The organism is Roseateles saccharophilus (genome assembly GCF_031458095.1).
Taxonomy (GTDB): Bacteria; Pseudomonadota; Gammaproteobacteria; order Burkholderiales; family Burkholderiaceae_C; genus Pelomonas; species Pelomonas saccharophila_A.
This window is the reverse complement of the sequence record NZ_JAVDXU010000003.1, coordinates 66152-84246: the sequence shown is the minus strand read 5'-3', so window position 1 is coordinate 84246 and position 18095 is coordinate 66152. Positions and strand designations below refer to the sequence as shown.

At 69.3% G+C, this 18095-nt stretch carries 22 protein-coding genes; 14 read left to right on the top strand and 8 right to left on the bottom strand.

Going from position 1 to position 18095, the window contains the following annotated elements:
* Nucleotides 1–33: 33 nt before the first annotated feature.
* The 5 genes from J2X20_RS19370 to J2X20_RS19350 form a co-directional block, all read right to left on the bottom strand.
* On the bottom strand, nt 34–711 hold the full coding sequence (locus tag J2X20_RS19370) for a hypothetical protein (protein ID WP_310268076.1): 678 nt from the start codon (nt 709–711) through the stop codon (nt 34–36).
* Between the two features lie 83 nt (nt 712–794).
* The gene (locus tag J2X20_RS19365) at nt 795–1328 is read right to left on the bottom strand and encodes an RNA polymerase sigma factor (RefSeq protein ID WP_310268073.1); all 534 of its coding nucleotides are present in this window, start codon (nt 1326–1328) and stop codon (nt 795–797) included.
* Nucleotides 1329–1332: 4 nt separating this feature from the next.
* Nucleotides 1333–1530, bottom strand: coding sequence for a YgaP family membrane protein (locus J2X20_RS19360; RefSeq protein ID WP_310268070.1), 198 nt, complete (start codon nt 1528–1530; stop codon nt 1333–1335).
* 100 nt (nt 1531–1630) lie between these two features.
* Nucleotides 1631–2680 carry an SRPBCC family protein gene (locus tag J2X20_RS19355; protein ID WP_310268067.1) on the bottom strand — a complete coding sequence of 350 codons (1050 nt, stop codon included), beginning with the start codon at nt 2678–2680 and terminating at the stop codon, nt 1631–1633.
* 19 nt (nt 2681–2699) lie between these two features.
* Nucleotides 2700–3509, bottom strand: a complete 810-nt coding sequence (locus J2X20_RS19350) for an AraC family transcriptional regulator (protein WP_310268065.1) — start codon at nt 3507–3509, stop codon at nt 2700–2702.
* A gap of 69 nt (nt 3510–3578) precedes the next feature.
* Here J2X20_RS19350 and J2X20_RS19345 point away from each other — a divergent pair, with 69 nt between their 5' ends.
* The 5 genes from J2X20_RS19345 (at nt 3579) to J2X20_RS19325 (ending at nt 5910) form a co-directional block, all read left to right on the top strand.
* Nucleotides 3579–4835, top strand: a complete 1257-nt coding sequence (locus tag J2X20_RS19345) for an MFS transporter (protein WP_310268062.1) — start codon at nt 3579–3581, stop codon at nt 4833–4835.
* A gap of 161 nt (nt 4836–4996) precedes the next feature.
* A complete protein-coding gene (locus tag J2X20_RS19340) occupies nt 4997–5185 on the top strand; it encodes a hypothetical protein (protein ID WP_310268059.1) in 189 nt (62 codons plus the stop codon).
* Nucleotides 5182–5391 carry a hypothetical protein gene (locus J2X20_RS19335; protein WP_310268055.1) on the top strand — a complete coding sequence of 70 codons (210 nt, stop codon included), beginning with the start codon at nt 5182–5184 and terminating at the stop codon, nt 5389–5391. The genes J2X20_RS19340 and J2X20_RS19335 overlap by 4 nt, the downstream gene beginning before the upstream one ends.
* 10 nt (nt 5392–5401) lie before the next feature.
* Complete coding sequence (locus J2X20_RS19330) at nt 5402–5641, top strand: hypothetical protein (protein ID WP_310268051.1); 240 nt, start codon at nt 5402–5404, stop codon at nt 5639–5641.
* A 77-nt stretch (nt 5642–5718) separates the two neighbouring features.
* Nucleotides 5719–5910, top strand: a complete 192-nt coding sequence (locus J2X20_RS19325) for a hypothetical protein (protein WP_310268048.1) — start codon at nt 5719–5721, stop codon at nt 5908–5910.
* Between the two features lie 36 nt (nt 5911–5946).
* Here the strand turns inward: J2X20_RS19325 and J2X20_RS19320 are convergent, their stop codons facing one another.
* Nucleotides 5947–6636 carry an NUDIX hydrolase gene (locus J2X20_RS19320; RefSeq protein ID WP_310268045.1) on the bottom strand — a complete coding sequence of 230 codons (690 nt, stop codon included), beginning with the start codon at nt 6634–6636 and terminating at the stop codon, nt 5947–5949.
* Between the two features lie 108 nt (nt 6637–6744).
* Between J2X20_RS19320 and J2X20_RS19315 the strand changes: the two genes are divergently transcribed.
* From J2X20_RS19315 to J2X20_RS19300, 4 genes are read left to right on the top strand one after another with little or no spacing between them, the layout of a single operon-like run.
* Complete coding sequence (locus tag J2X20_RS19315) at nt 6745–7581, top strand: cysteine hydrolase family protein (protein WP_310268042.1); 837 nt, start codon at nt 6745–6747, stop codon at nt 7579–7581.
* 1 nt (nt 7582) lies between these two features.
* Nucleotides 7583–8782: a nicotinate phosphoribosyltransferase gene (pncB, locus tag J2X20_RS19310; RefSeq protein WP_310268040.1), complete on the top strand. Its 1200-nt coding sequence runs from the start codon at nt 7583–7585 to the stop codon at nt 8780–8782.
* Entirely contained in the window at nt 8779–10494 is a 1716-nt protein-coding gene (locus J2X20_RS19305) for an NAD+ synthase (protein WP_310268037.1), read from the top strand. Before pncB ends, J2X20_RS19305 begins: the two co-directional genes overlap by 4 nt.
* The gene (locus J2X20_RS19300) at nt 10487–11521 is read left to right on the top strand and encodes a bifunctional nicotinamide-nucleotide adenylyltransferase/Nudix hydroxylase (protein WP_310268034.1); all 1035 of its coding nucleotides are present in this window, start codon (nt 10487–10489) and stop codon (nt 11519–11521) included. The genes J2X20_RS19305 and J2X20_RS19300 overlap by 8 nt, the downstream gene beginning before the upstream one ends.
* Nucleotides 11522–11529: 8 nt before the next feature.
* Here J2X20_RS19300 and J2X20_RS19295 read toward each other — a convergent pair whose 3' ends face one another.
* Entirely contained in the window at nt 11530–12222 is a 693-nt protein-coding gene (locus J2X20_RS19295) for an N-acyl amino acid synthase FeeM domain-containing protein (protein ID WP_310268032.1), read from the bottom strand.
* Between the two features lie 439 nt (nt 12223–12661).
* On the opposite strand from J2X20_RS19295, the gene J2X20_RS19290 reads away from it, so the two are divergent.
* The 5 genes from J2X20_RS19290 to J2X20_RS19270 all read left to right on the top strand — a co-directional run bounded on the left by J2X20_RS19290 (nt 12662) and on the right by J2X20_RS19270 (nt 17279).
* Nucleotides 12662–12862 (top strand): hypothetical protein, encoded by a 201-nt coding sequence (locus J2X20_RS19290; protein ID WP_310268029.1) that lies wholly within the window; start codon nt 12662–12664, stop codon nt 12860–12862.
* 8 nt (nt 12863–12870) lie between these two features.
* Nucleotides 12871–13173, top strand: coding sequence for a hypothetical protein (locus tag J2X20_RS19285; protein ID WP_310268026.1), 303 nt, complete (start codon nt 12871–12873; stop codon nt 13171–13173).
* A 66-nt stretch (nt 13174–13239) separates the two neighbouring features.
* Nucleotides 13240–15300 (top strand): SPFH domain-containing protein, encoded by a 2061-nt coding sequence (locus tag J2X20_RS19280; protein WP_310268023.1) that lies wholly within the window; start codon nt 13240–13242, stop codon nt 15298–15300.
* 12 nt (nt 15301–15312) lie between these two features.
* A complete protein-coding gene (locus J2X20_RS19275) occupies nt 15313–16596 on the top strand; it encodes a sensor histidine kinase (RefSeq protein ID WP_310268020.1) in 1284 nt (427 codons plus the stop codon).
* Nucleotides 16593–17279, top strand: a complete 687-nt coding sequence (locus J2X20_RS19270; protein ID WP_310268017.1) for a response regulator — start codon at nt 16593–16595, stop codon at nt 17277–17279. The genes J2X20_RS19275 and J2X20_RS19270 overlap by 4 nt, the downstream gene beginning before the upstream one ends.
* Nucleotides 17280–17286: 7 nt before the next feature.
* On the opposite strand, the gene J2X20_RS19265 is transcribed toward J2X20_RS19270, so the two are convergent.
* Nucleotides 17287–18066 carry an SDR family NAD(P)-dependent oxidoreductase gene (locus J2X20_RS19265; RefSeq protein ID WP_310268014.1) on the bottom strand — a complete coding sequence of 260 codons (780 nt, stop codon included), beginning with the start codon at nt 18064–18066 and terminating at the stop codon, nt 17287–17289.
* Nucleotides 18067–18095: the final 29 nt, after the last annotated feature.

Here is an 18095-nt window from a genome sequence, read left to right as displayed (position 1 = left end):
GGGCGCGTAACCCGGAGGTCACGCGCCCTCCAGTCAACGGCCCCAGTTGCCGCGTCGCCAGCCGACGAACTGCGCGCCGTCGACCGTGCTGCCCTCGGGGTACTCGAAACTGCGCTCGCGCCCGCCTGGGCCGCGCGCGATGATGATCAGCCGCTTGTCACGGCCCGGGTCCGGGTCGACGCCGAAGGTGTCGTTGCCCATGCGGAAGCGCTCGTCACGGCGCGCCAGCTCACGCAGCCGCGCCGTCACGTCCACCTCGCGGCCGGGATTGCCGTAGTTGGCGTAGAGGATGGTGTAGGCGCCGTCGTCACGTCCGTCGCGATAGGGGTTGCCGGCCCAGCCGCCGTTGTAGTTCTGGTCACCCCAACGGCCGCCGCTCCAGGCGACGAACTGACCGCCGTCGATCCAGGCGCGTTCGGGGTAGTCGAAGCGGCGCTCGCGGCCGTCACGGTCGCGGGCATAGATGCGCAGGTATTTGTCGCGGCCCGGGTCGGGGTCCACGCCGAAGAGATCGTTGGTCAGGCGCACGCGACGATCGCGGCGGGCCATCTCGCGCAGGCGGTCGGTCACGTCGACATGGTTGCGGTCCGTGCCATAGCGGGCGTGCAGGATGACGAACTCGCCGTCGTCATCGCCGCGCTGGGCCAGCGCCGGCACCGACACGGCGGTGAGCAGCGTCGCCGCGCCCAGGACATAGTGGCGTCGATTCATGGTGGCTGTCTCCGAAGTTGTGGAGGCCACCATGCTTTCACCCGCCACGCCGGCGCCCGGTCGGACGGCAGGACATCCGCCTGTCAGCCGCCGGGTCGCCCGCCGAGCAGGTATTCCCGCGCCAGCGCCCGGGCGCGATGCAGCCGGCTCTTCACGTTGGGCCGCGTCAGCCCGGTGCGGCCGGCGATCTCCTCGATGGTCAGCTCCTCCACGTCGCGCAGCAGCATGACCTCGCGGTAGTGCGCCGGCAGCGACTCCAGCGCCGCCGCCAGCTCCCATCTCAGGCCGGCTTCGTCATGCACGACCAGCCACTGCTCGAGCTTCTCTTCGTGGTAAGGGTCGTAGCGCAAGGCGAGCCGCCCGAGGCGGCGGCATTCGCGCTGCACCAGGCGGATGGCCCAGCCCGAGAAGGCCGCCAGCACGCGCAGCTGCGGCAGCTTGCGGCTGACGATGAGCAGGGCCTCCTGCACGGCGTCGTCCACGTCGCTGAGCAGGCAGTGCTGCTGGGCATAGCGGCGGATGTCGGGCCGGGTGAGCCTGAGCAGCTGCTCCAGTGCGCGCGGATCGCCGCCGTGGGCGGCGGCGAGCAGGGGCAGGTGTTGGGTGGCCAGGGCCATGTCGCTATTTGAGCCTGCGTCCGACCAGGGCGCAGGCCGGGCAGAAGCCGAACAGGCCCGACGCCACCAGGCCTGCCGCGCTGGCCGCCACCAGCCAGCCGGCCGTGCCGCCGAGCAGGGCCAGGCCCAGTCCGGCGCCCGCGACGCCGGCCACCACGCGCACGATGCGCTCGCCGGGCGGAACATTCTTCACATAGAACATGGTGCAACTCCAAATGGTTCGAGGACGACCCTCGGCCACTAAGAGGCGCCAGCGGGCGAAAAGGATTCGCGGTCGCGAAAAAATTTCTGGCGCCGCGGCACTAGCCGCGCTCGGCGCGCTGCTGGTAGAACTTCAGGATGGCTTGTGCCGTGTCGGCCACCAGCCAGTTCGCCCACCAGCCGGCGTACCAGTTGAAGTGGGTGGAGACATGGGTGTTGACGGTGATGGTCAGCCGCGTGCCGCCGGCCTCGGGCGTCAGCGCATAGGCGGTGTCATCGAGGCCGAAATAGCGGCCGCCGATGACGACATGGTCGTCCAGCGAACCGGGTGGGAAGGAGTCGGGCGCGAAGTCGTAGCGCCAGGCGATGTAGCGGCTCGGCTGCCAGTCGGTGATGACCTCGTTGAAACGCACGCCGCGCTGCCAGACCAGGGCCCGCTGGCCGCCGATGCGGCCTTGCAGCGTGCGCGCCTCGACGGGGAAGGGCACGCCCATGCGGTAGGCGATACCGTCCTTCAGCTCGGCCGGATCGATGTCGAGCGGGAAGTTGATGTGCTGCCAGATGACCTCGGCCGGCGCCTGGATCAGCACGCTGCGCACGATGTGCTGGCGGCTGGTCGGCTCGTCCATGCCCGCCTCGATCGAGCCCAGGGCCAAGGGCAGCAGCAGCGCGACGGACAGCAGCTTGGGGCCCTGGTCCTTGCTGAACGAGGAGGCGATGGCGCCGATCAGCGCGCCCAGCCCCGCGAGGATGAGCAGCAGGGGCAGGGCCATGATGATGCAGATGCTGCCCTCGCGCAGCAGGGCGCCACCCGCGAAGACGAAGAGGGCGGTCGACAACAGCGACAGTGCGCCGGCACCCGCCAGACCGGCGCGCCTGCGGCGCAGCGCCAGGAAGCCGACCAGCATGCCCAGTGCGATCGGCACGCCGAACAGGAAGGACCACAGCATCAGCCCGCTGTTCCCGGTGGCCTCGTTGCCGAGCAAGCTGCTGAAGAACTTGTGCGCCACCACGCCATAGAAGGAGCCCGCCAGCACGATGGGCAGGCTGGCCAGCAGCTTCACGAACCAGTGTGTCGAAGCTTCGCCGCCGGATTCAGGTTCGGGCTCGGCCGGCAGCATGGGCGGCTGGGTGTCGCTGAAGTCGGGCATGAGCGGATTGTCCGGCCCTTCAAGCCGCGGCAAAGAAGCGGCTCGGTGGCATGCCCACCGTGCGCGTCACCATGGCCGTGAAGGCGCTGGCGCTGGCATAGCCCAGTTCGGCGGCGATATGGCTCATGGGCCGGCCGCGCGCGGCCAGGGTCAGCGCGTGGGCCAGCAGCAGCTGTGAGCGCCATTGCGCAAAGCTCGTGCCCAGCTGCTCGCGGAACAACCGGCTCAGCGTGCGCGGGCTGGCGCCGGCCTCGACGGCCCATTCCTCCAGGCCGGCGTGGCGGCCCGGCTCGCGCAGCATGGCCTCGCAGAGCCTGCGCAGCCGCACGTCCTGGGGCAGGGCCACGCCCAGCGCCAGCGGGCGGGCGCGCTGCAGCTCGATCAGCACGAGCTGCTCCATGCCGCGGCGGCGTTCGGTGTCCTGCGGGCTTTCCGGCGGCAGCGGATCGGGCACGGCGGGCAGGGCCAGGACCAGTTCGCGCAGCAGCGGCGACACCTCCAGCACCCGCCCCACGCTCCAGGCCTCGCCGGTCAGCAGCTCGGGGCCCAGGTAGAGGGTGTGCAACTCGGCCTGCTCGATGGCTGTCACGGCATGGACGATGCCGGGCGGGATCCAGACGGCCCGCGACGGCGGCACGATATAGGTGGACGCCTCGGTGTTGACCCGCACCGCCCCCGTCATCGAGAAGACCAGCTGGGCCCAGTCATGGCGATGCGGCTGGATGTCGGCCAGATGCTCCAGCAGCCGCGACTTGGCGCGCAGCGGACGGCCGGCCGTCGGGGCGAAGAGCTCGGGCGAGAAGGCGGGGAAACTGCGGCGGCTGGTCATGGCTGGATTTCGACAGAACTTGACGAACCATCGTAACCAGGCCGACCGTGGCCTGCCTAGAGTGAGGGCATGAGTACCGCCATTGCCTCCTCCATCGACGCTGTGCAGCAGCGCCGGCGCGACGTCACGACGATCTCCACCATCGGCGTCGCCCACGGCACCTCGCATTTCTTCCACATGCTGCTGCCGCCGCTGTTTCCGGCCTTCATCCAGGCCTTTGGCTTGAGCTATTCGGAACTGGGCCTGCTGGTGACGACCTTCTTTGTCATCTCCGGCGCCGGCCAAGCCTTGTCGGGCTTCATCGTCGACCGCGTCGGCGCCCGGCCGGTGCTGTTCGCGGCCATGGCGAGCTTCTTCCTGGCCTCGGTGGCGGCCGGCCTGGCCCAGGGCTTTGGCGGCCTGATGCTGGCGGCGGCGCTGGCAGGTGTGGGCAACGCGCCCTTCCACCCGGCCGACTTCACCATCCTGAACAAGCGCGTCTCCCAGCCCCGCCTGGGCCATGCCTTCTCGGTCCATGGCATCAGCGGCAACCTGGGCTGGGCCTTTGCGCCGGTGTTCTCCATCGGCATTGCCGAGGCGACCGGCAACTGGCGCTTCGCCTATGTCGGCACGGCCCTGGTGGCACTGACGGTGATGGGCCTGCTGTTCTGGCAGCGCGCTGCCATCGATGACCGCCAGGGTTCCTGGGGCCACGCCAAGCCGGTGGCCGGCGCCAAGGCCGAACATCCCATGGCCTTCCTGAAGCTGCCCTCGGTCTGGCTGTGCTTCTCCTTCTTCTTCTGGAGCACGGCGGCCCTGTCGGCCATCCAGAGCTTTGCCAGCCCGGCCCTGCACCAGATTTACGGCCTGCCGCTGGCGCTGACAGCCTATGTCGTCACCGGCTACATGCTGGCGGGCGCCGCGGGCATGGTCTGCGGTGGCTTCCTGGTGGCCAAGGCCGAGCGGCTGGAGCGCACCATTGCGCTGGCGCTGGCGCTCGCCGCCGCGCTGCTGCTGCTGACCGCCACCGGCTGGCTGCCCGGCATGGTGGCCGCCGTCGTGGCGGCGCTGGCCGGTTTCGGTACCGGCCTGGCCGGTCCGTCGCGCGACATGCTCATCAAGCGCGCATCGCCGCCAGGGGCCACGGGCCGCGTCTATGGCACCGTCTATTCGGGCCTGGACATTGGCTTCGCGCTGGCCGCGCCCGTCTTCGGCGCCATCCTCGACCACGGCATGCCGCGCGGCGTGTTCGCGGGTTCCGCGGCGGCCTTGCTGATGGGCGTGGCGTCGGCAGGCCTGGTCGGCCTGGGACTGGCGCGCCGGTCGGCTGCGGCAGTGCCGGCCTAACCTGGAGCTCGCGGCCGGCGGCGTTGCCGCGACAGGCAATCCCCCTTTGGGGGGATGCGAAGAGGGGGAGGCCAGCGGGCACCCCCTTCAACCCCCACCTCGGGGCGATGTTCTCCAGCGCGGCTGACGTCGAGACTGGCTCCATCAATACAGGAGCCGTCATGCAAACCCCAGCCATCAACCCGCCCCCTGACGACGTTCGCTGGGCGAGCGCCGACATCCTGCGCATCACCGTCGCCCAGATGCGGGCCTGGGAGGCCGAAGCCGCGCGGCAGTGCGTCGCCGCAGCCAAGACCGACGAAGAGGCCTGGGAAGGCACCGAGATCGATGTGCGCAGGACGGTGCTGTGAAGCCCAGCAAGCCGGTCGGTTTCGCGGCGCTGCTGGCGAAGATGCCCAAGCGTTTCGTGACCCAGGCCAAACGGGTCGAGGAGCGGGCCAGGCGCAGGCGTGAGGCCCAGGCCAAGCGGTTCGAGGAGGTGTTCAGCGTCTCCAGGATCCAGGACGGCGGCCAGGACGAATGGCAGGACACCGTCGCCCATTTCAACCCCAAGTGAGGAGAAGCTCATGGCACTGCTTGAAATGAACCGCCAGCGTGGTTCGGACCTTGGCGTCAGCCAGTGGGTTTTCGACGGCAGCATCGGGCGGATCAGCGCCCGCGACACCTACGGCAATCTGGTCATGGCGCTGGCCGTCGGGCCGTTATTCGGGCCTCGCCTGGCGGCGGCGTTCAACTCGTCGGGAACGTCGGCGGCGGTTGTCCGTGGCGAGGGAGGTCTGCACCCGCCGTCACTGCCCCGCCAGTAGCTCCACTCGCTTGCGTTCCTTCGAGAAGCATGCGAACCTCCCGCCCCTAAAACTAGGGACAAGATCAGGGGGCAGCCATGAGGCTGATGAGGGAGATGCTCGCCGCAGTGTTCGGCGGGCTGAAGGTGCCGCTCGAGCGTGGCGCCATGACAGAGGCCGAAGAAGCGGCTTGGAGCGACTACCACTCGACGTGGGAAATGGACCCGCCGCCCGAGCCTCGTGCGGTCTTTCTGGCGGGCTATCGCGCTGGCAAGGATCGGGAGCAGTAGGGCTTGGCGCTCCGTGGCCTGGGCATCCTGTCAGGCCTAAACGTTCAAGCCTCGCCCCACCAGGCGCAGCGTCTGCCTGAACTCGTCCTTGAGCCGATACAGCTGGGCCGGTCGATGGGGCCCCTGCGCGCGCTTGGCGCCGGGCACGGGTTCCAGGATGGCCAGTTCCTCCATCTTGCGGCGAAAACTCACCGGGTTGATGGCCTCGCCCAGCAGGGCCTGGTAGATGGTATGCAGCTGCGGCAGCGTGAAGGGCTCGGGGCAGAGGTGCACGGGCAGTGACGAGTACTGGCTCTTGTTGCGCACGCGCTCAGCGGCGGCGGCGATGATGCGGCCATGGTCGAAGGGCAGCTGCGGCAGGCGGTCCACCGGCAGCCAGTGCTGGCCGGGCTGGCTGGCTTCGGGCGCGGCCACCAGCGCGAAATACGCGACCGAGACGCTCCAGCCGCGCGGATCGCGGGCCGGGCCGCTGAAGCTGGCCAGCTGCTCCAGATAGGGGCTTTGCAGGCCGGCCTTTTGCAGCAGCACGCGCTGGGCGGCATCCTCGCAGCCCTGGTCCTCGTCGACATGCACATAGCCGCCGGGCAGGGCCAGGGCGCCGTCGAAGGGCTCGCGATCGCGCTTGAGCAGCAAGACCTGCAACTGGCCGTCGCGCAGCGTCAGCAGCACGATGTCGACCGTGCAGATCAGCCGGTGGTCGCCCGATGAGTTCGTTGAATCATTCACCGAAGCAAGGATAAACGCTTGGCCACACCATGAAGATCAGCTTGACAACTTAGTTGCACAATTAATTTAAGTCGAGTTATCATGCGGCCACACCAGAGAGGACATGCCATGAACACGCATCTGCTGCTGATCGACCCGCAAAACGACTTCTGTGACCTGCCCGCCGACTGGCTGCCGTGCTCGCCCGTGAGTGGCGAGCTGATCCGCCCCGCGCTGCCGGTGGCTGGCGCGCATGAGGACATGCAGCGTGCCGCCGCGCTGGTGAAGCGCCTGCGTAGCCAGCTCGACGCCATCACGGTGACGCTGGACTCCCACCATCGCATCGACATCGCCCACCCCGGCTTCTGGGTGGAAACGGCCAACGGCCGTGCACCTGGGCCGTTCACGCCCATCACGGCTGCCCAGGTCCGCGCCGGGGCCTACGCGCCGCGCGACGCCGCCCAGCTCGACCGCGTGTTGGCCTATCTGGACGCGCTGGAAGCCACCGGCCGCTACACGCTGATGGTCTGGCCGGTGCACTGCCAGATGGGCAGCTGGGGCCATGGCGTGCATGCGGGCCTGCAGGCGGCGCTGGACGCCTGGTCGGATGCCGAGGGCCGTTCAGTGGAAGTCGTCACCAAGGGCGAGAACCCCTGGACCGAGCACTACAGCGCTCTGCAGGCCGAGGTGCCTGACCCTGCCGATGAAGGCACCGAGCTCAACCGCGCCTTGCTGGCCGAGCTGGACCGCTTCGATCGCGTGCTGATCGCCGGCGAGGCCGGCAGCCACTGCGTGCGCGCCACCGTCGAGCACCTGGCCGCCCATCTGCCTTCACGGCAGTTGAACAAGCTGGTACTGCTGACCGACTGCATCAGCCCTGTGGCAGGCTTCGAGGCTCAGCAGGCCGAGTTCCTGGCCGCCATGCGGGCGTCGGGCCTGCAACTTGCCCTCAGCACCGAGGTTTGACATGAGCACGACGCCCGTCATCACCAGCCTGCTGGACACCGACCTCTACAAGTTCACGATGTGGCAGACCCTGCTGCATCGCCACCCGCAGACCCAGGCCGAGTACCGCTTCGTCTGCCGCAACCAGCCGGGCTATCCGCTGGCCGAGCTGAAGGCCGACGTCGAGCGCGAGCTGGAGGCCTTGTGCAGCTTGAGCTTTCGCGCCGACGAGCTGGCCTATGTGAAGGGCCTGCGCTTCATCAAGAGCGACTTCGTCGACTTCCTGCGCATCTTCAGGTTCCAGCGCGACTTCGTCGAAGTGACGACCGACGGCGCCCAGCTCAACATCGTCGCCCGCGGCCCGCAGGTGCATGTGATGGGCTTCGAGATCCCGGTGCTGGCCATCGTCAACGAGCTCTACTTCCGCCGCCTGGACACGCCGGCCGTGCGCGCCGAAGGCCAGCGCCGGCTGGACGCCAAGATCGCCGCGCTGCAGGCCTTTTCTGCCGAGGTCCTGCCGCAGCGCCACCCCTTTGACCTGTTCGACTTCGGCCTGCGCCGCCGCTTCTCCGGCGCCTGGCAGCGCGAGGTGGTGACTCAGCTGCGCGACGCCTTGCCCCAGCATTTCAAGGGCAGCTCCAATGTGCTGCTGGCCAAGGAACTGGGCCTGGTGCCCATCGGCACCATGGCCCATGAATACCTGCAGACCTATCAGGCCCTGGGCACGGTGCGCCTGCGCGACCACCAGAAGGCGGCCCTGGAGGATTGGGTGCAGGAATACCGTGGCGACCTGGGCACGGCTTTGACGGACGTCGTCGGCATGGACGCCTTTCTGGCCGACTTCGACCTCTACTTCGCCAAGCTCTTCGACGGCCTGCGCCACGACAGCGGTGACCCGGTCGTCTGGGGCGAGAAGGCCCTGGCCCACTACGCCAAGCTGCGCATCGACCCGCACACCAAGCGTCTCGTGTTCAGCGACGGCCTGACCGTCACCAAGGCCATCGAGCTCTATCGCCACTTCGCCGATCGCGTGCAGCTGGGCTTTGGCATCGGCACCCACTTGAGCAATGACCTGGGCCTGACGCCGCTGAACATCGTCATGAAGCTGACCCACGCCAACGGCCAGCCCGTGGCCAAGCTCAGCGACAGCCCCGGCAAGACCCTCTGCGACGACGAGACCTTCCTGGCCTATCTGCGCCAGGTCTTCGGGATCAAGTCATGATGAAGCTGACCCTTGCCCAGCTCAACCTGACGGTCGGCGACGTCAATGGCAACGTGGCTCGCATGGTGGCCGCGGCGCGCCAGGCGGCCTGGGCCGGTTCGCAGCTGGTCGTCTTCCCCGAGCTGGCCGTCAGCGGCTACTACCCGGGCGACCTGCTGGAGGAGCCCGCCTTCCTGCGCCAGGTCGAGGCCGGCCTGCAGTCGCTGCGTGCAGCTTCGCGCGAGCTGCCCGAGCTGACCTGGGTGTTCGGCGCGCCGCTGATGCGCGAAGGCCCCGGCAAGCAGCTGGAGAACGGCCTGCTGGTGTTGAAGGGTGGCGAGGTGCTGCTGCGCTACGCCAAGCAGCTGCTGCCCACCTACAACATCTTCGACGAGCGCCGCCACTTCGAGCCTGGGCCCGATGTCGCCAAGGTGCTGCGCATCGGCAGTGCCCAGGTCGGCCTGCTGATCTGCGAGGACGGCTGGAACGACGACGGCGCTGACTATGGCGTCAACCCCTTCGAGCGCCTGCGCGACGCGGCACCCGACTTCGTCATCAGCATCAACGCCAGCCCCAGCAACATCGGCAAACGCGAGCAGCGCCACCAGGTTTTCACAGCGGCCTCGCGCCGCAACGGCCTGCCCATCCTTTACGTCAACCATGTCGGCGGGCATGACCAGCTGGTCTACGACGGCGCCAGCTTCGCGGTCGAGCCCGAGGCGGGTGTGGTCTTCGAGGCGGATCGCTTCGTCGAGTCGGTCCGCACACTGGGCTTCGTCGATGGCCGCTTTGTCGAGCCTGACGGCAGTGGGCTCAAGCGTCCGGAGGCAACCGGCCTGAGCGCCATGGCCTTCTACCGTGCCCAGATCGTGCTCGGCCTGCGCGACTACGCCCGCCGCTGCGGCTTCACCAAGGCGGTGGTCGGCAGCTCGGGCGGCATCGACAGCGCGCTGACGCTGGCTCTTGCGGCAGAGGCCCTGGGTGCGGACAACGTCGTCGGCATCACCATGCCGTCCAGCTTCTCGTCCAGCGGCTCGGTGACGGACTCCGAAGCCCTGTGCCGCAACCTCGGCATCCAGCTGCTCAACCACCCCATCCACGGCGCCGTGGAAGCGCTGAAGGCCCAGTTCGCAGGCAGCTTCGACACGCCCATGCAGGGCCTGACGCTGGAGAACCTGCAAGCCCGCGTGCGCGGCACCATCCTGATGGCCTATTCGAATGCCAATGGACATCTGCTGCTGACCACGGGCAACAAGAGCGAGGTCTCGGTCGGCTACTGCACGCTGTATGGCGACACCAATGGCGGTCTCGGCTTGATCGGCGATCTCTACAAGACCGAGGTGTTCGCGCTGTCGCGCCACCTGAACGAGGCAGCGGGGCGCGAGCTCATTCCCATGGCCATCCTCGACAAGGAGCCCTCGGCCGAGCTGGCGCCGGGCCAGCGCGACATCGACAGCCTGCCGCCTTACCCGGTGCTGGACGAGATGCTCAAGGTCCTCATCGAGGGTGGGCGCCTGGCCAGTTGGGAGCGCGACGCCGCCGAGGCCCGCATGGCCGCGCTGCGCGAGACCGCGGAGGGCAGGGCGCTGACGGAGAAGATCGCCCGCATGATCCAGCGCAGCGAATACAAGCGCCGCCAGGCGCCGCCGCTGATCCGATTGCGGGCACGCGCCTTCGGCCAGGGCCGGCAGATGCCCATCGCCGCATCTTTCCGAGCGTGCTGTCATGAGTGATGTCGCTGTTGTCATCGGCCGCTTCCAGCCCGTCCACAACGGCCACCTGGCCCTGCTGCGCGCCGCCCTGGCCGAGGCCCCGCGCGTCATCGTGATGCTGGGCTCCGCCCGTCAGGCGCGCTCGCCGCGCCATCCTTTCAGCTGGACCGAACGCGCCGAGATGCTGCGTCTGGCGCTGACCGAGGAGGAACGGCAGCGCGTGGAGATCGTGCCCTTGCGCGACCTCTACGACGAAGCCCGCTGGGTGCAGGCGGTGCGCGCCGCTGTGCGGGAGCGCGTGGGCAGTGCCGACGTGACGCTGGTCGGCCACTTCAAGGATGCCACCAGCGACTATCTGCGCCGCTTCTCGCCGTGGAAGCTGCTCAGCCTGCCGCGCCAGCACCGCGTGGACGCCACCGACCTGCGCGCGGCCTTGTACGAGGCCGAACCGCAAGACCTGGACGGCGTGCTGGCCAGCTGGATCGACCAGGTGCCGCCGGGCACGCGCAGCTTTGTGCAGGCCTGGGCGCATCTGCCCTATCTGGCTGCGCTGCGCCGCGAATGGGCGATGCTCAAGCGCTATCGCCAGGCGTGGGCGGCTGCACCCTATGCGCCGGTCTTCGTCACCGTCGACCTGGTGCTGCAATGCGCCGGCCATGTGCTGCTGATCCAGCGTGCCCAGGACCCGGGCCAGGGCTTGTGGGCCTTGCCCGGCGGCTTTGTCGAGCCGCGCGACACCCTCTACCAGTCGGCCGTGCGCGAACTGGAGGAGGAGACCGGGCTGAGGCTGCTGCCGGACACGCTGGCGAGCGCACTGCTGGGCGTGGCCGTCTTCGACCACCCGGATCGCAGCCAGCGCGGCCGCACCATCACGCATGCCCACCACTTCGACCTGGGCGACCGCGAGCTGCCGGAGGTGCAGGGCGCGGACGATGCCGCCCAGGCGCGTTGGGTGCCGGTGGCCGAGCTGGCGGGCATGGAGGAGCAGTTCTTCGACGACCACTTCCACATGCTGGACCGCTTCCTGGCCCTGTTGCCAGTGGAATGACCCGTCGCCTACGCCAGGCGGGCCAGCATTGTCGCTTCGGTGGCTTCGTCCCAGGCCAGCGGGTAGAGGCTGCGCGCCGACGCCAGGGAATCGGGATGGCCGCCCCACAGCGCGATCTGCTCGCGGATGGTGGCGAAGTCAATGCTCATCAGCACGGCCGGCGCATCGACGCGCGGGTTGTGGCGGGCCGCCGTATAGGGCACCAGCCCCAGGCAGCGCCGGTAGAAGCCCACATGACGCGGGTTGACCTCGATGACCAGGCGGTCGACGCGGGCGCGGCGGTGGGCGTGCAGATAGCCGAGGTGGAAGATCTGGGCCAGCACGCGCTTGGGGTCGTGGGAATGCTTGTCCACCGCCAGGCCGCCGAACTCGCAGAGGGTGACGCCAGCGGCGCGCCATTCGTCCAGCTCGGCATGGAACAGCTGATCGGCATGCAGACCACCGCTGCCGTCGAAGCGCACGGACAGGGTGCCGACGATCTTCTGGTCGCGGTCGCGGGCGGTGCAGACGATGTCGCCATCCTGATTGCGGCTGCTGTAGCGCTCGCGGGTGACGGTGAGTCCACGGTCGCCATAGCGGCGCTCGACGAGGCCGAGGGCATCGCCGTCCAGTGCACCGAAATCGCTGTTCAGAGCCAGTGCGGCAGCACCCGCGAAGCTGTTCGACGACGCGCTGTGCCGCGCTTGCATGACAGGGACCATGGACTGCATCCTTTTCCGCGCCCAACGCGCGAGCGGCGCAGTCTAGGAAGGACACCCCTCAAATGGGGGGAGTCTCACAGACCGATACACCAGTCGCATTCAGGGCATGAGATTTCTCACGGGGTACCGGTTGCAAGCCGTGCCCTTTGTTAGCGCATGTTTCGAGCGGGCGCGGCGCTGTCCTACAGCAGGGGCGGCGCACCAGCGCTAACGTTGCGTTCGTCTGCTTCTCCCTCCCTGAGCAGGCCGCTGGTTCAGCCTCGCAGGCGTCCAGGCGATTGAGGCCCCGGCCGATGGCCGGGGCTTTTTTTTGGCCATCCCCCTTTGGAGGGATAGGCGGGGGAGATGCCGGGCCGCCTCCCCCTTCGAGCACCCCTTGGAGTGATTCCCGCAGGGCCGCGCGCTGCCGAGACTGTGGCCATCGACAACGGAGATCGCCATGCAGATTCCCTTCCAGACCCTGGCCCAGGATTCGGTCCTGCAGATCCGCGACGCCATGCGCCGCGTCAAGCGCCTGCACGAGGCCATGCCGCAGCAAGGCCTGCCGGGCGGCTTGTTCGGCGGTTTGGTGGAGCTGCCCAAGCCCGATGCCGTGGTCTGGGCGGACACCGAGATCGACGTGCGCCGGGTGGTGCTGTGAGGGTCCGCATGAGCGCCGCGACGGCCACCGTGGTGGCCCTGGCCGCCGCTGCCTTCCTCATCCTGGCCACGCCCTCGGAAGCCGGTCCGCGCAACTCAAGCCCGGCCGTCGCCGAGTTCAGGCAGGTCAACCCCTGTCCGGCCACCGGCAAGCTCACGGGGGCATGCCCCGGCTACGTCGTCGCCCATGCCGCGCCCTCGTGCGCCGACGATCCGAGCGAGTTGCAGTGGCAGACCGTCGCCCAGGCCAAGGAGAACGGCAGCTGGGAAAGGCAGTACTGCCAGTTCCGTCGCGTTCGCGCACGTGGCTAGCGTCCCTTATGCGCCCCTGATGCGGGCGCCACGAGAGTGGAGGCCTCTTCACCACTCGTTCTGCTCATGAACGCCTTGTTCTTTCCGGTCGAGCATCCGGGGCTGACGACGCTGGCCGTCGCAGCCCTGCTGGCCCTGGTCTTCTACAAGCGCACCCTGCGCCTGTTCGGCTTTGTCATCGTGCCGGACGACTCCATCGGCACCGTCACCAAGGGCTTCGTGCTGTTCGGCCGCCATCGCGAACTGCCGCCTGGCCGCATCGTCGCCCTCTACGGCGAAGCCGGCCTGCAGGCTGACACGCTGGCGCCGGGCCTGCACCTGGGCCTTTGGCCGTGGCAATACGAGGTCGAGTTGGTCAAGTTCACCGTCGTGCCCGATGACGCCATCGGCGTCGTCGAGGCCTGCGACGGCCTGCCGCTGCCTGACGGCCGCGTGCTGGCCCGCCATGTCGACTGCGACAACTTCCAGGACGCCCGCGCCTTCCTCGCCAGCGGCGAGCGCGGCCTGCAGACCAGCGTCGTGCCTCCGGGCGCCTGGCGCATCAACACCCTGCTGTTCACCGTGCGCCTGGAGCGCATGACCATCATCGAGCCCGGCAAGATCGGCATCGTCGAAGCGCGCGATGGCAAGCCGCTCGCGGGTGGCCGCGTCATCGGCCGCGCCGTGGCTTGCGACAGCTTCCAGGACGCCCGCGCCTTCATGGCCGGCGGCGGCGAGCGCGGCCCGCAGATGAGCGTCATCCCGCAAGGCAAGTACCGCATCAACCCGGGGCTGTTCAAGGTCATGCAGGTGCAGGTCACCGACGTGCCCGACAACAAGGTCGGCATCGTGACGACCCGCGAAGGCGCATCTCTCACGACCGGCGAGATCGCCGGCCCCGAGGTGCCGGGCCACAACCTCTATCAAGACCCGCAATCCTTCGTCAATGCCGGCGGCACCAAGGGCCTGCAGGAGCAGGTGCTGCTGGCCGGCCGCTACTTCATCAACCCGATGTTTGCCACCGTCGAGATCATCGACATGACCGAGGTGCCCATCGCCTCGGTCGGTGTCGTCGTCGCCTTCGTCGGCAAGCCCGGCGTGGACGTGACGGGCGAGGGCTTCCGCCATGCCAACATGGTCCGCCGCGGCGAGAAGGGCGTGTGGGTGGACGTGCTCGACCCCGGCAAATACGCCATCAACACCTACACGCACAAGGTGCGCGTGGTGCCGACGGCCAACGTCGTGCTGAACTGGGCCACCGGCAAGACCGAGGCGCACAAGCTGGACGCCAACCTGTCGACCATCACCGTGCGCTCGGCCGACGGCTTCACCTTCAACCTGGACGTGAGCCAGATCATCCACATCCCGCGCAACGACGCGCCCAAGGTCATCGCCCGCTTCGGCAGCATGGAGGCCCTGGTCACGCAGGTGCTGGAGCCCACCATCGGCAACTACTTCCGCAACGCGGCGCAGAACTCGGATGTCATCGACTTCCTGAAGAAGCGCAGCGAGCGCCAGGCCGAGGCCAAGGCCGCGATTGCGCTGGCCTTGAAGGCTTACGACGTCGGCGCCGTCGAGACGCTGATCGGCGACATCGTGCCGCCGGCCGAGTTGATGAAGACCCTGACCGACCGCAAGCTGGCCGAGCAGGAAAAGGTCACCTTCACGACGCAGATGGAGGCCCAGGGCGTACGCCAGCAGCTCGAGCAGGCAACTGCCTTGGCCCGCACCCAGGCCCAGGTGGTGGACGCCGAGCGCAAGGTGGCGATGGCCGAGTTCAACGCGCAGGCCGCGGTGAAGACGGCCGACGGCGCGGCGCGTTCCAAGAAGATCACGGCCGAGGCCGACGCCGAGGTCACGCGCGTCACCGGCCAGGCCGAGGCCGGCAGGACGTTGGCCATCGGTGAGGCCGAGGCCGAGGTCATCCGCCAGAAGATCGGCTCCATGGAGTCGGGCAACTACGCCATCGTGCAGGTCGCCCAGGCCCTGGCCGGTGCCGGCGTGCAGCTGGTGCCCGAGGTGCTGGTGGGCGGTGGCTCGCAGGCGGGCGGGCAGGGCGGCACGCTGGTGGATGTGCTGCTGGCCGGCCTGGTGAAGGACCGCTTCGCCAAGCCCGAGGCGGCCCAGGTTGTCGTGGAGGCCACCTAAACTGCGTCGCCCATGATGTCCCGTCCCCTTGTCCAGTTCCTGCCCTGGATCGCCACCGGCTCGCTGATGGCGCTTGCCTGGGTGGGCTGGAAGCTGCGCCAGGCCTGGGAGGGCCTGCGCGCCGCGCAGCGGGCCGCCCAGCTGGAGCGCGCCCTGCGCGAGTTCGGCGACCTGATGCGCGACGCCGACCAGCCCGAGGTCCATGTCCACGAGCTGCTGCAGGCCCTGGCCGGCAACACCGGCTTCGCCACCGCGGCGCTGCTGCGGCCGTCCCCGGGTGCGCAGGACATCGTCGTCGGCGAGCCCGACGCCAATGCGCTGGCCGGCCTGCAGCTTTGTGCCGACAGCGGCCGCGCCCTGGGCCCCGGCACCCACCATCACGCCGAGGAGCCCGATCTCTACCTGCCGCTGCGTGGCCGTGACGCGGCCCTGGGCGCCGTCACGCTGCGCGGCCTGGGCACGCAAGCCCTGCCGCCGGACCACCTCGCCCATGCCCAGGCCCTGTGCGACCAGATGGGCCTGGCCCTGCAGCGCCGCCGCGTGCAGGACGAGGCCCGCCTGGCCGGTGAGCTGGCCGAGACCCAGTCCACCCGCAACGCCATGCTGGCCGCCATCTCGCACGACTACCGCACGCCACTGGCCACCATCATGGGCTCGGCCTCGGCCCTGCAGACCCAGGGCGACCGCTTGACGGCGACCCAGCGCAGCGAGCTGGCCGGCCGCATCGTCGACGAGACCGCCCGCCTGGTGCGCCTGACCGACAACACGCTGCAACTGGCCCGCCTGGGCGCGCCCGGCGTGGCGCTGCGCTGCGACTGGGAGTCGGCCGAGGAGATCGTCGGCGCGGCCCTGCGCCGCGTGCGCCGCCGGCCCGACGGCGAGCGCGTCAAGGCGCGCATCGAGCCCGGGTTGCCGCTGCTGTGGTGTGATGCGGCCCTGATGTCTCAGTTGCTGGATAACCTCGTCGACAACGCCCTGAAGTACAGCCCGGCCACGGCGCCGGTCGAGCTGGTCGTGCGCCGCCTGGGCGGCGAGGCCCTGTTCGCCGTGCGCGACCGCGGCCCGGGCATAGACCCGGCCTGGCGCGATCGCGTCTTCGACGCCTTCCAGCGCGGCGACCTGGCCGCCTTTGCCCAGCGTCCACCGGGCTCGGGCGTGGGCCTGGCCCTGTGCCGCGCAATTGCCCAGGCGCATGAGGGCAGCTTGAGCCTGCGCCCGCGCGGCCACGGTGGCTGCAGTTTCGAATTGCGCTTGCCACTGCGCGACGCCCCCGAGTTGCCGGAGGCACAGGCATGAAGCTATTGCTGGTCGAAGACGACCGCGAACTGCGGGTGACGCTGAAGGAGGCCCTGGCCGTCGAAGGCTATGAGGTGCTGACGGCCGCCAGCCTGGCCGATGCCATGGCCCAGCTGGCCCATGCCGGGCATCTCGACGCCGTGCTGCTCGACCTCGGCCTGCCCGACGGCGATGGCGAGGAGCTGTTGCAGGCCCTGCGCCGCGAGCGCTCGACGCCCCTGATCGTCATCTCGGCGCGCCAGGTCGAGGGCCAGAAAATCCGCCTGCTCGATGCCGGCGCGGACGACTATCTCGTCAAGCCTTTCGGCATCGGCGAGCTGCTGGCGCGGCTGCGCGTGGCCCTGCGCCACCGCGGCACCGTGGCCCAGCCGGCCATCACGATGTACCGCCGCGCCGGCCTGGAGGTCGACCTGGCCGCTCACCGCGTACGTCGTGACGGCGCCGACATGCGCCTGACGCCCACCGAGTTCAAGCTGCTGGCCCGCCTGGTGCGCCAGGCCGGCCAGGTCGTCACCCACCGCCGCCTGCTGGCCGACGTCTGGGGCGCCGACGCGACCGAGCAGACCCATTACCTGCGCCTCTACATGGGCCAGCTGCGCGCCAAGCTCGAGGTCGACCCGGCCGAGCCCTGCGTACTGCTGACGGAGCCGGGGGTGGGGTATCGGATTGCGGAGCCGCAATGAGCGTGACTCAGCGCGGTGGCTTCACGCCAGCCAGGTGCATGCCGCTGTCTAGCATCAGCAGCTCACCGGTCACCGTGCGGGCCCCGTCCACCAGCCAGACGATGGCTTCCGCCACGTCCTCGGGGGAGCAGGCGCGCTGCAGCGGCACGCCGGCTTCATAGGCCTTCAGGCCCGCCTCGTAGCCTTGTTGCCCCACGCCCTGCACGAACCAGCGTGACGTGATGAGGCCAGGGCACACGGCGTTCACGCGCACGGCGGGTGCCAGGGACCGGGCCAGGTGCAGCGTCATCGCGTTGATGGCGCCCTTGGACGCGATATAGGGCATGGACGAGCCCACGCCCAGCGCGCCGGCCACCGACGACACGTTGACGATGCAGCCCCGCGCGGCTTTCAGCGCGGCGACGCAGGCGCGCACCATCTGGAAGCTGCCCAGCGCATTGACGGCCAGGATGCGCTGGAAGGTGTCTGCGTCCAACGCGTCCCAGTCGGCCGCGGCGCCGAACACCGACACGCCGGCGTCGTTCACTAGCGCGTCGATGCGGCCCCAGCGCTCCAGCGCGGCCTGCGCCATTGCGCGGCAGTCGGCGTCCTGCGCCACATCGCCCTGCTTGACGAGCACGTCGGCCCCGGCCGCACGGCAGGCCGCGGCGCTGGCTTCGGCGTCATTGGCACTGCGCGAATAGTTGATCAGCAGGTCGTAGCCCTTGCCGGCCAGCATCAGCGCGGTGGCGGCGCCAACACCTGTGCCGGCGCCGGTGATCAGCGCGACCTTGCCTGCCTTAGCCATGTGTCTTCTCCAGTCGAATTGCGGCGGTC

Bases quoted from the DNA above. Each gene is read 5' to 3' on its own strand.
- J2X20_RS19370 (WP_310268076.1), bottom strand. From the start codon at position 711: ATGAATCGACGCCACTATGTCCTGGGCGCGGCGACGCTGCTCACCGCC.
- J2X20_RS19365 (WP_310268073.1), bottom strand. From the start codon at position 1,328: ATGGCCCTGGCCACCCAACACCTGCCCCTGCTCGCCGCCGCCCACGGC.
- J2X20_RS19360 (WP_310268070.1), bottom strand. From the start codon at position 1,530: ATGTTCTATGTGAAGAATGTTCCGCCCGGCGAGCGCATCGTGCGCGTG.
- J2X20_RS19355 (WP_310268067.1), bottom strand. From the start codon at position 2,680: ATGCCCGACTTCAGCGACACCCAGCCGCCCATGCTGCCGGCCGAGCCC.
- J2X20_RS19350 (WP_310268065.1), bottom strand. From the start codon at position 3,509: ATGACCAGCCGCCGCAGTTTCCCCGCCTTCTCGCCCGAGCTCTTCGCC.
- J2X20_RS19345 (WP_310268062.1), top strand. From the start codon at position 3,579: ATGAGTACCGCCATTGCCTCCTCCATCGACGCTGTGCAGCAGCGCCGG.
- J2X20_RS19340 (WP_310268059.1), top strand. From the start codon at position 4,997: ATGCAAACCCCAGCCATCAACCCGCCCCCTGACGACGTTCGCTGGGCG.
- J2X20_RS19330 (WP_310268051.1), top strand. From the start codon at position 5,402: ATGGCACTGCTTGAAATGAACCGCCAGCGTGGTTCGGACCTTGGCGTC.
- J2X20_RS19325 (WP_310268048.1), top strand. From the start codon at position 5,719: ATGAGGCTGATGAGGGAGATGCTCGCCGCAGTGTTCGGCGGGCTGAAG.
- J2X20_RS19315 (WP_310268042.1), top strand. From the start codon at position 6,745: ATGAACACGCATCTGCTGCTGATCGACCCGCAAAACGACTTCTGTGAC.
- pncB (WP_310268040.1), top strand. From the start codon at position 7,583: ATGAGCACGACGCCCGTCATCACCAGCCTGCTGGACACCGACCTCTAC.
- J2X20_RS19305 (WP_310268037.1), top strand. From the start codon at position 8,779: ATGATGAAGCTGACCCTTGCCCAGCTCAACCTGACGGTCGGCGACGTC.
- J2X20_RS19300 (WP_310268034.1), top strand. From the start codon at position 10,487: ATGAGTGATGTCGCTGTTGTCATCGGCCGCTTCCAGCCCGTCCACAAC.
- J2X20_RS19295 (WP_310268032.1), bottom strand. From the start codon at position 12,222: ATGGTCCCTGTCATGCAAGCGCGGCACAGCGCGTCGTCGAACAGCTTC.
- J2X20_RS19290 (WP_310268029.1), top strand. From the start codon at position 12,662: ATGCAGATTCCCTTCCAGACCCTGGCCCAGGATTCGGTCCTGCAGATC.
- J2X20_RS19285 (WP_310268026.1), top strand. From the start codon at position 12,871: ATGAGCGCCGCGACGGCCACCGTGGTGGCCCTGGCCGCCGCTGCCTTC.
- J2X20_RS19280 (WP_310268023.1), top strand. From the start codon at position 13,240: ATGAACGCCTTGTTCTTTCCGGTCGAGCATCCGGGGCTGACGACGCTG.
- J2X20_RS19275 (WP_310268020.1), top strand. From the start codon at position 15,313: ATGATGTCCCGTCCCCTTGTCCAGTTCCTGCCCTGGATCGCCACCGGC.
- J2X20_RS19270 (WP_310268017.1), top strand. From the start codon at position 16,593: ATGAAGCTATTGCTGGTCGAAGACGACCGCGAACTGCGGGTGACGCTG.
- J2X20_RS19265 (WP_310268014.1), bottom strand. From the start codon at position 18,066: ATGGCTAAGGCAGGCAAGGTCGCGCTGATCACCGGCGCCGGCACAGGT.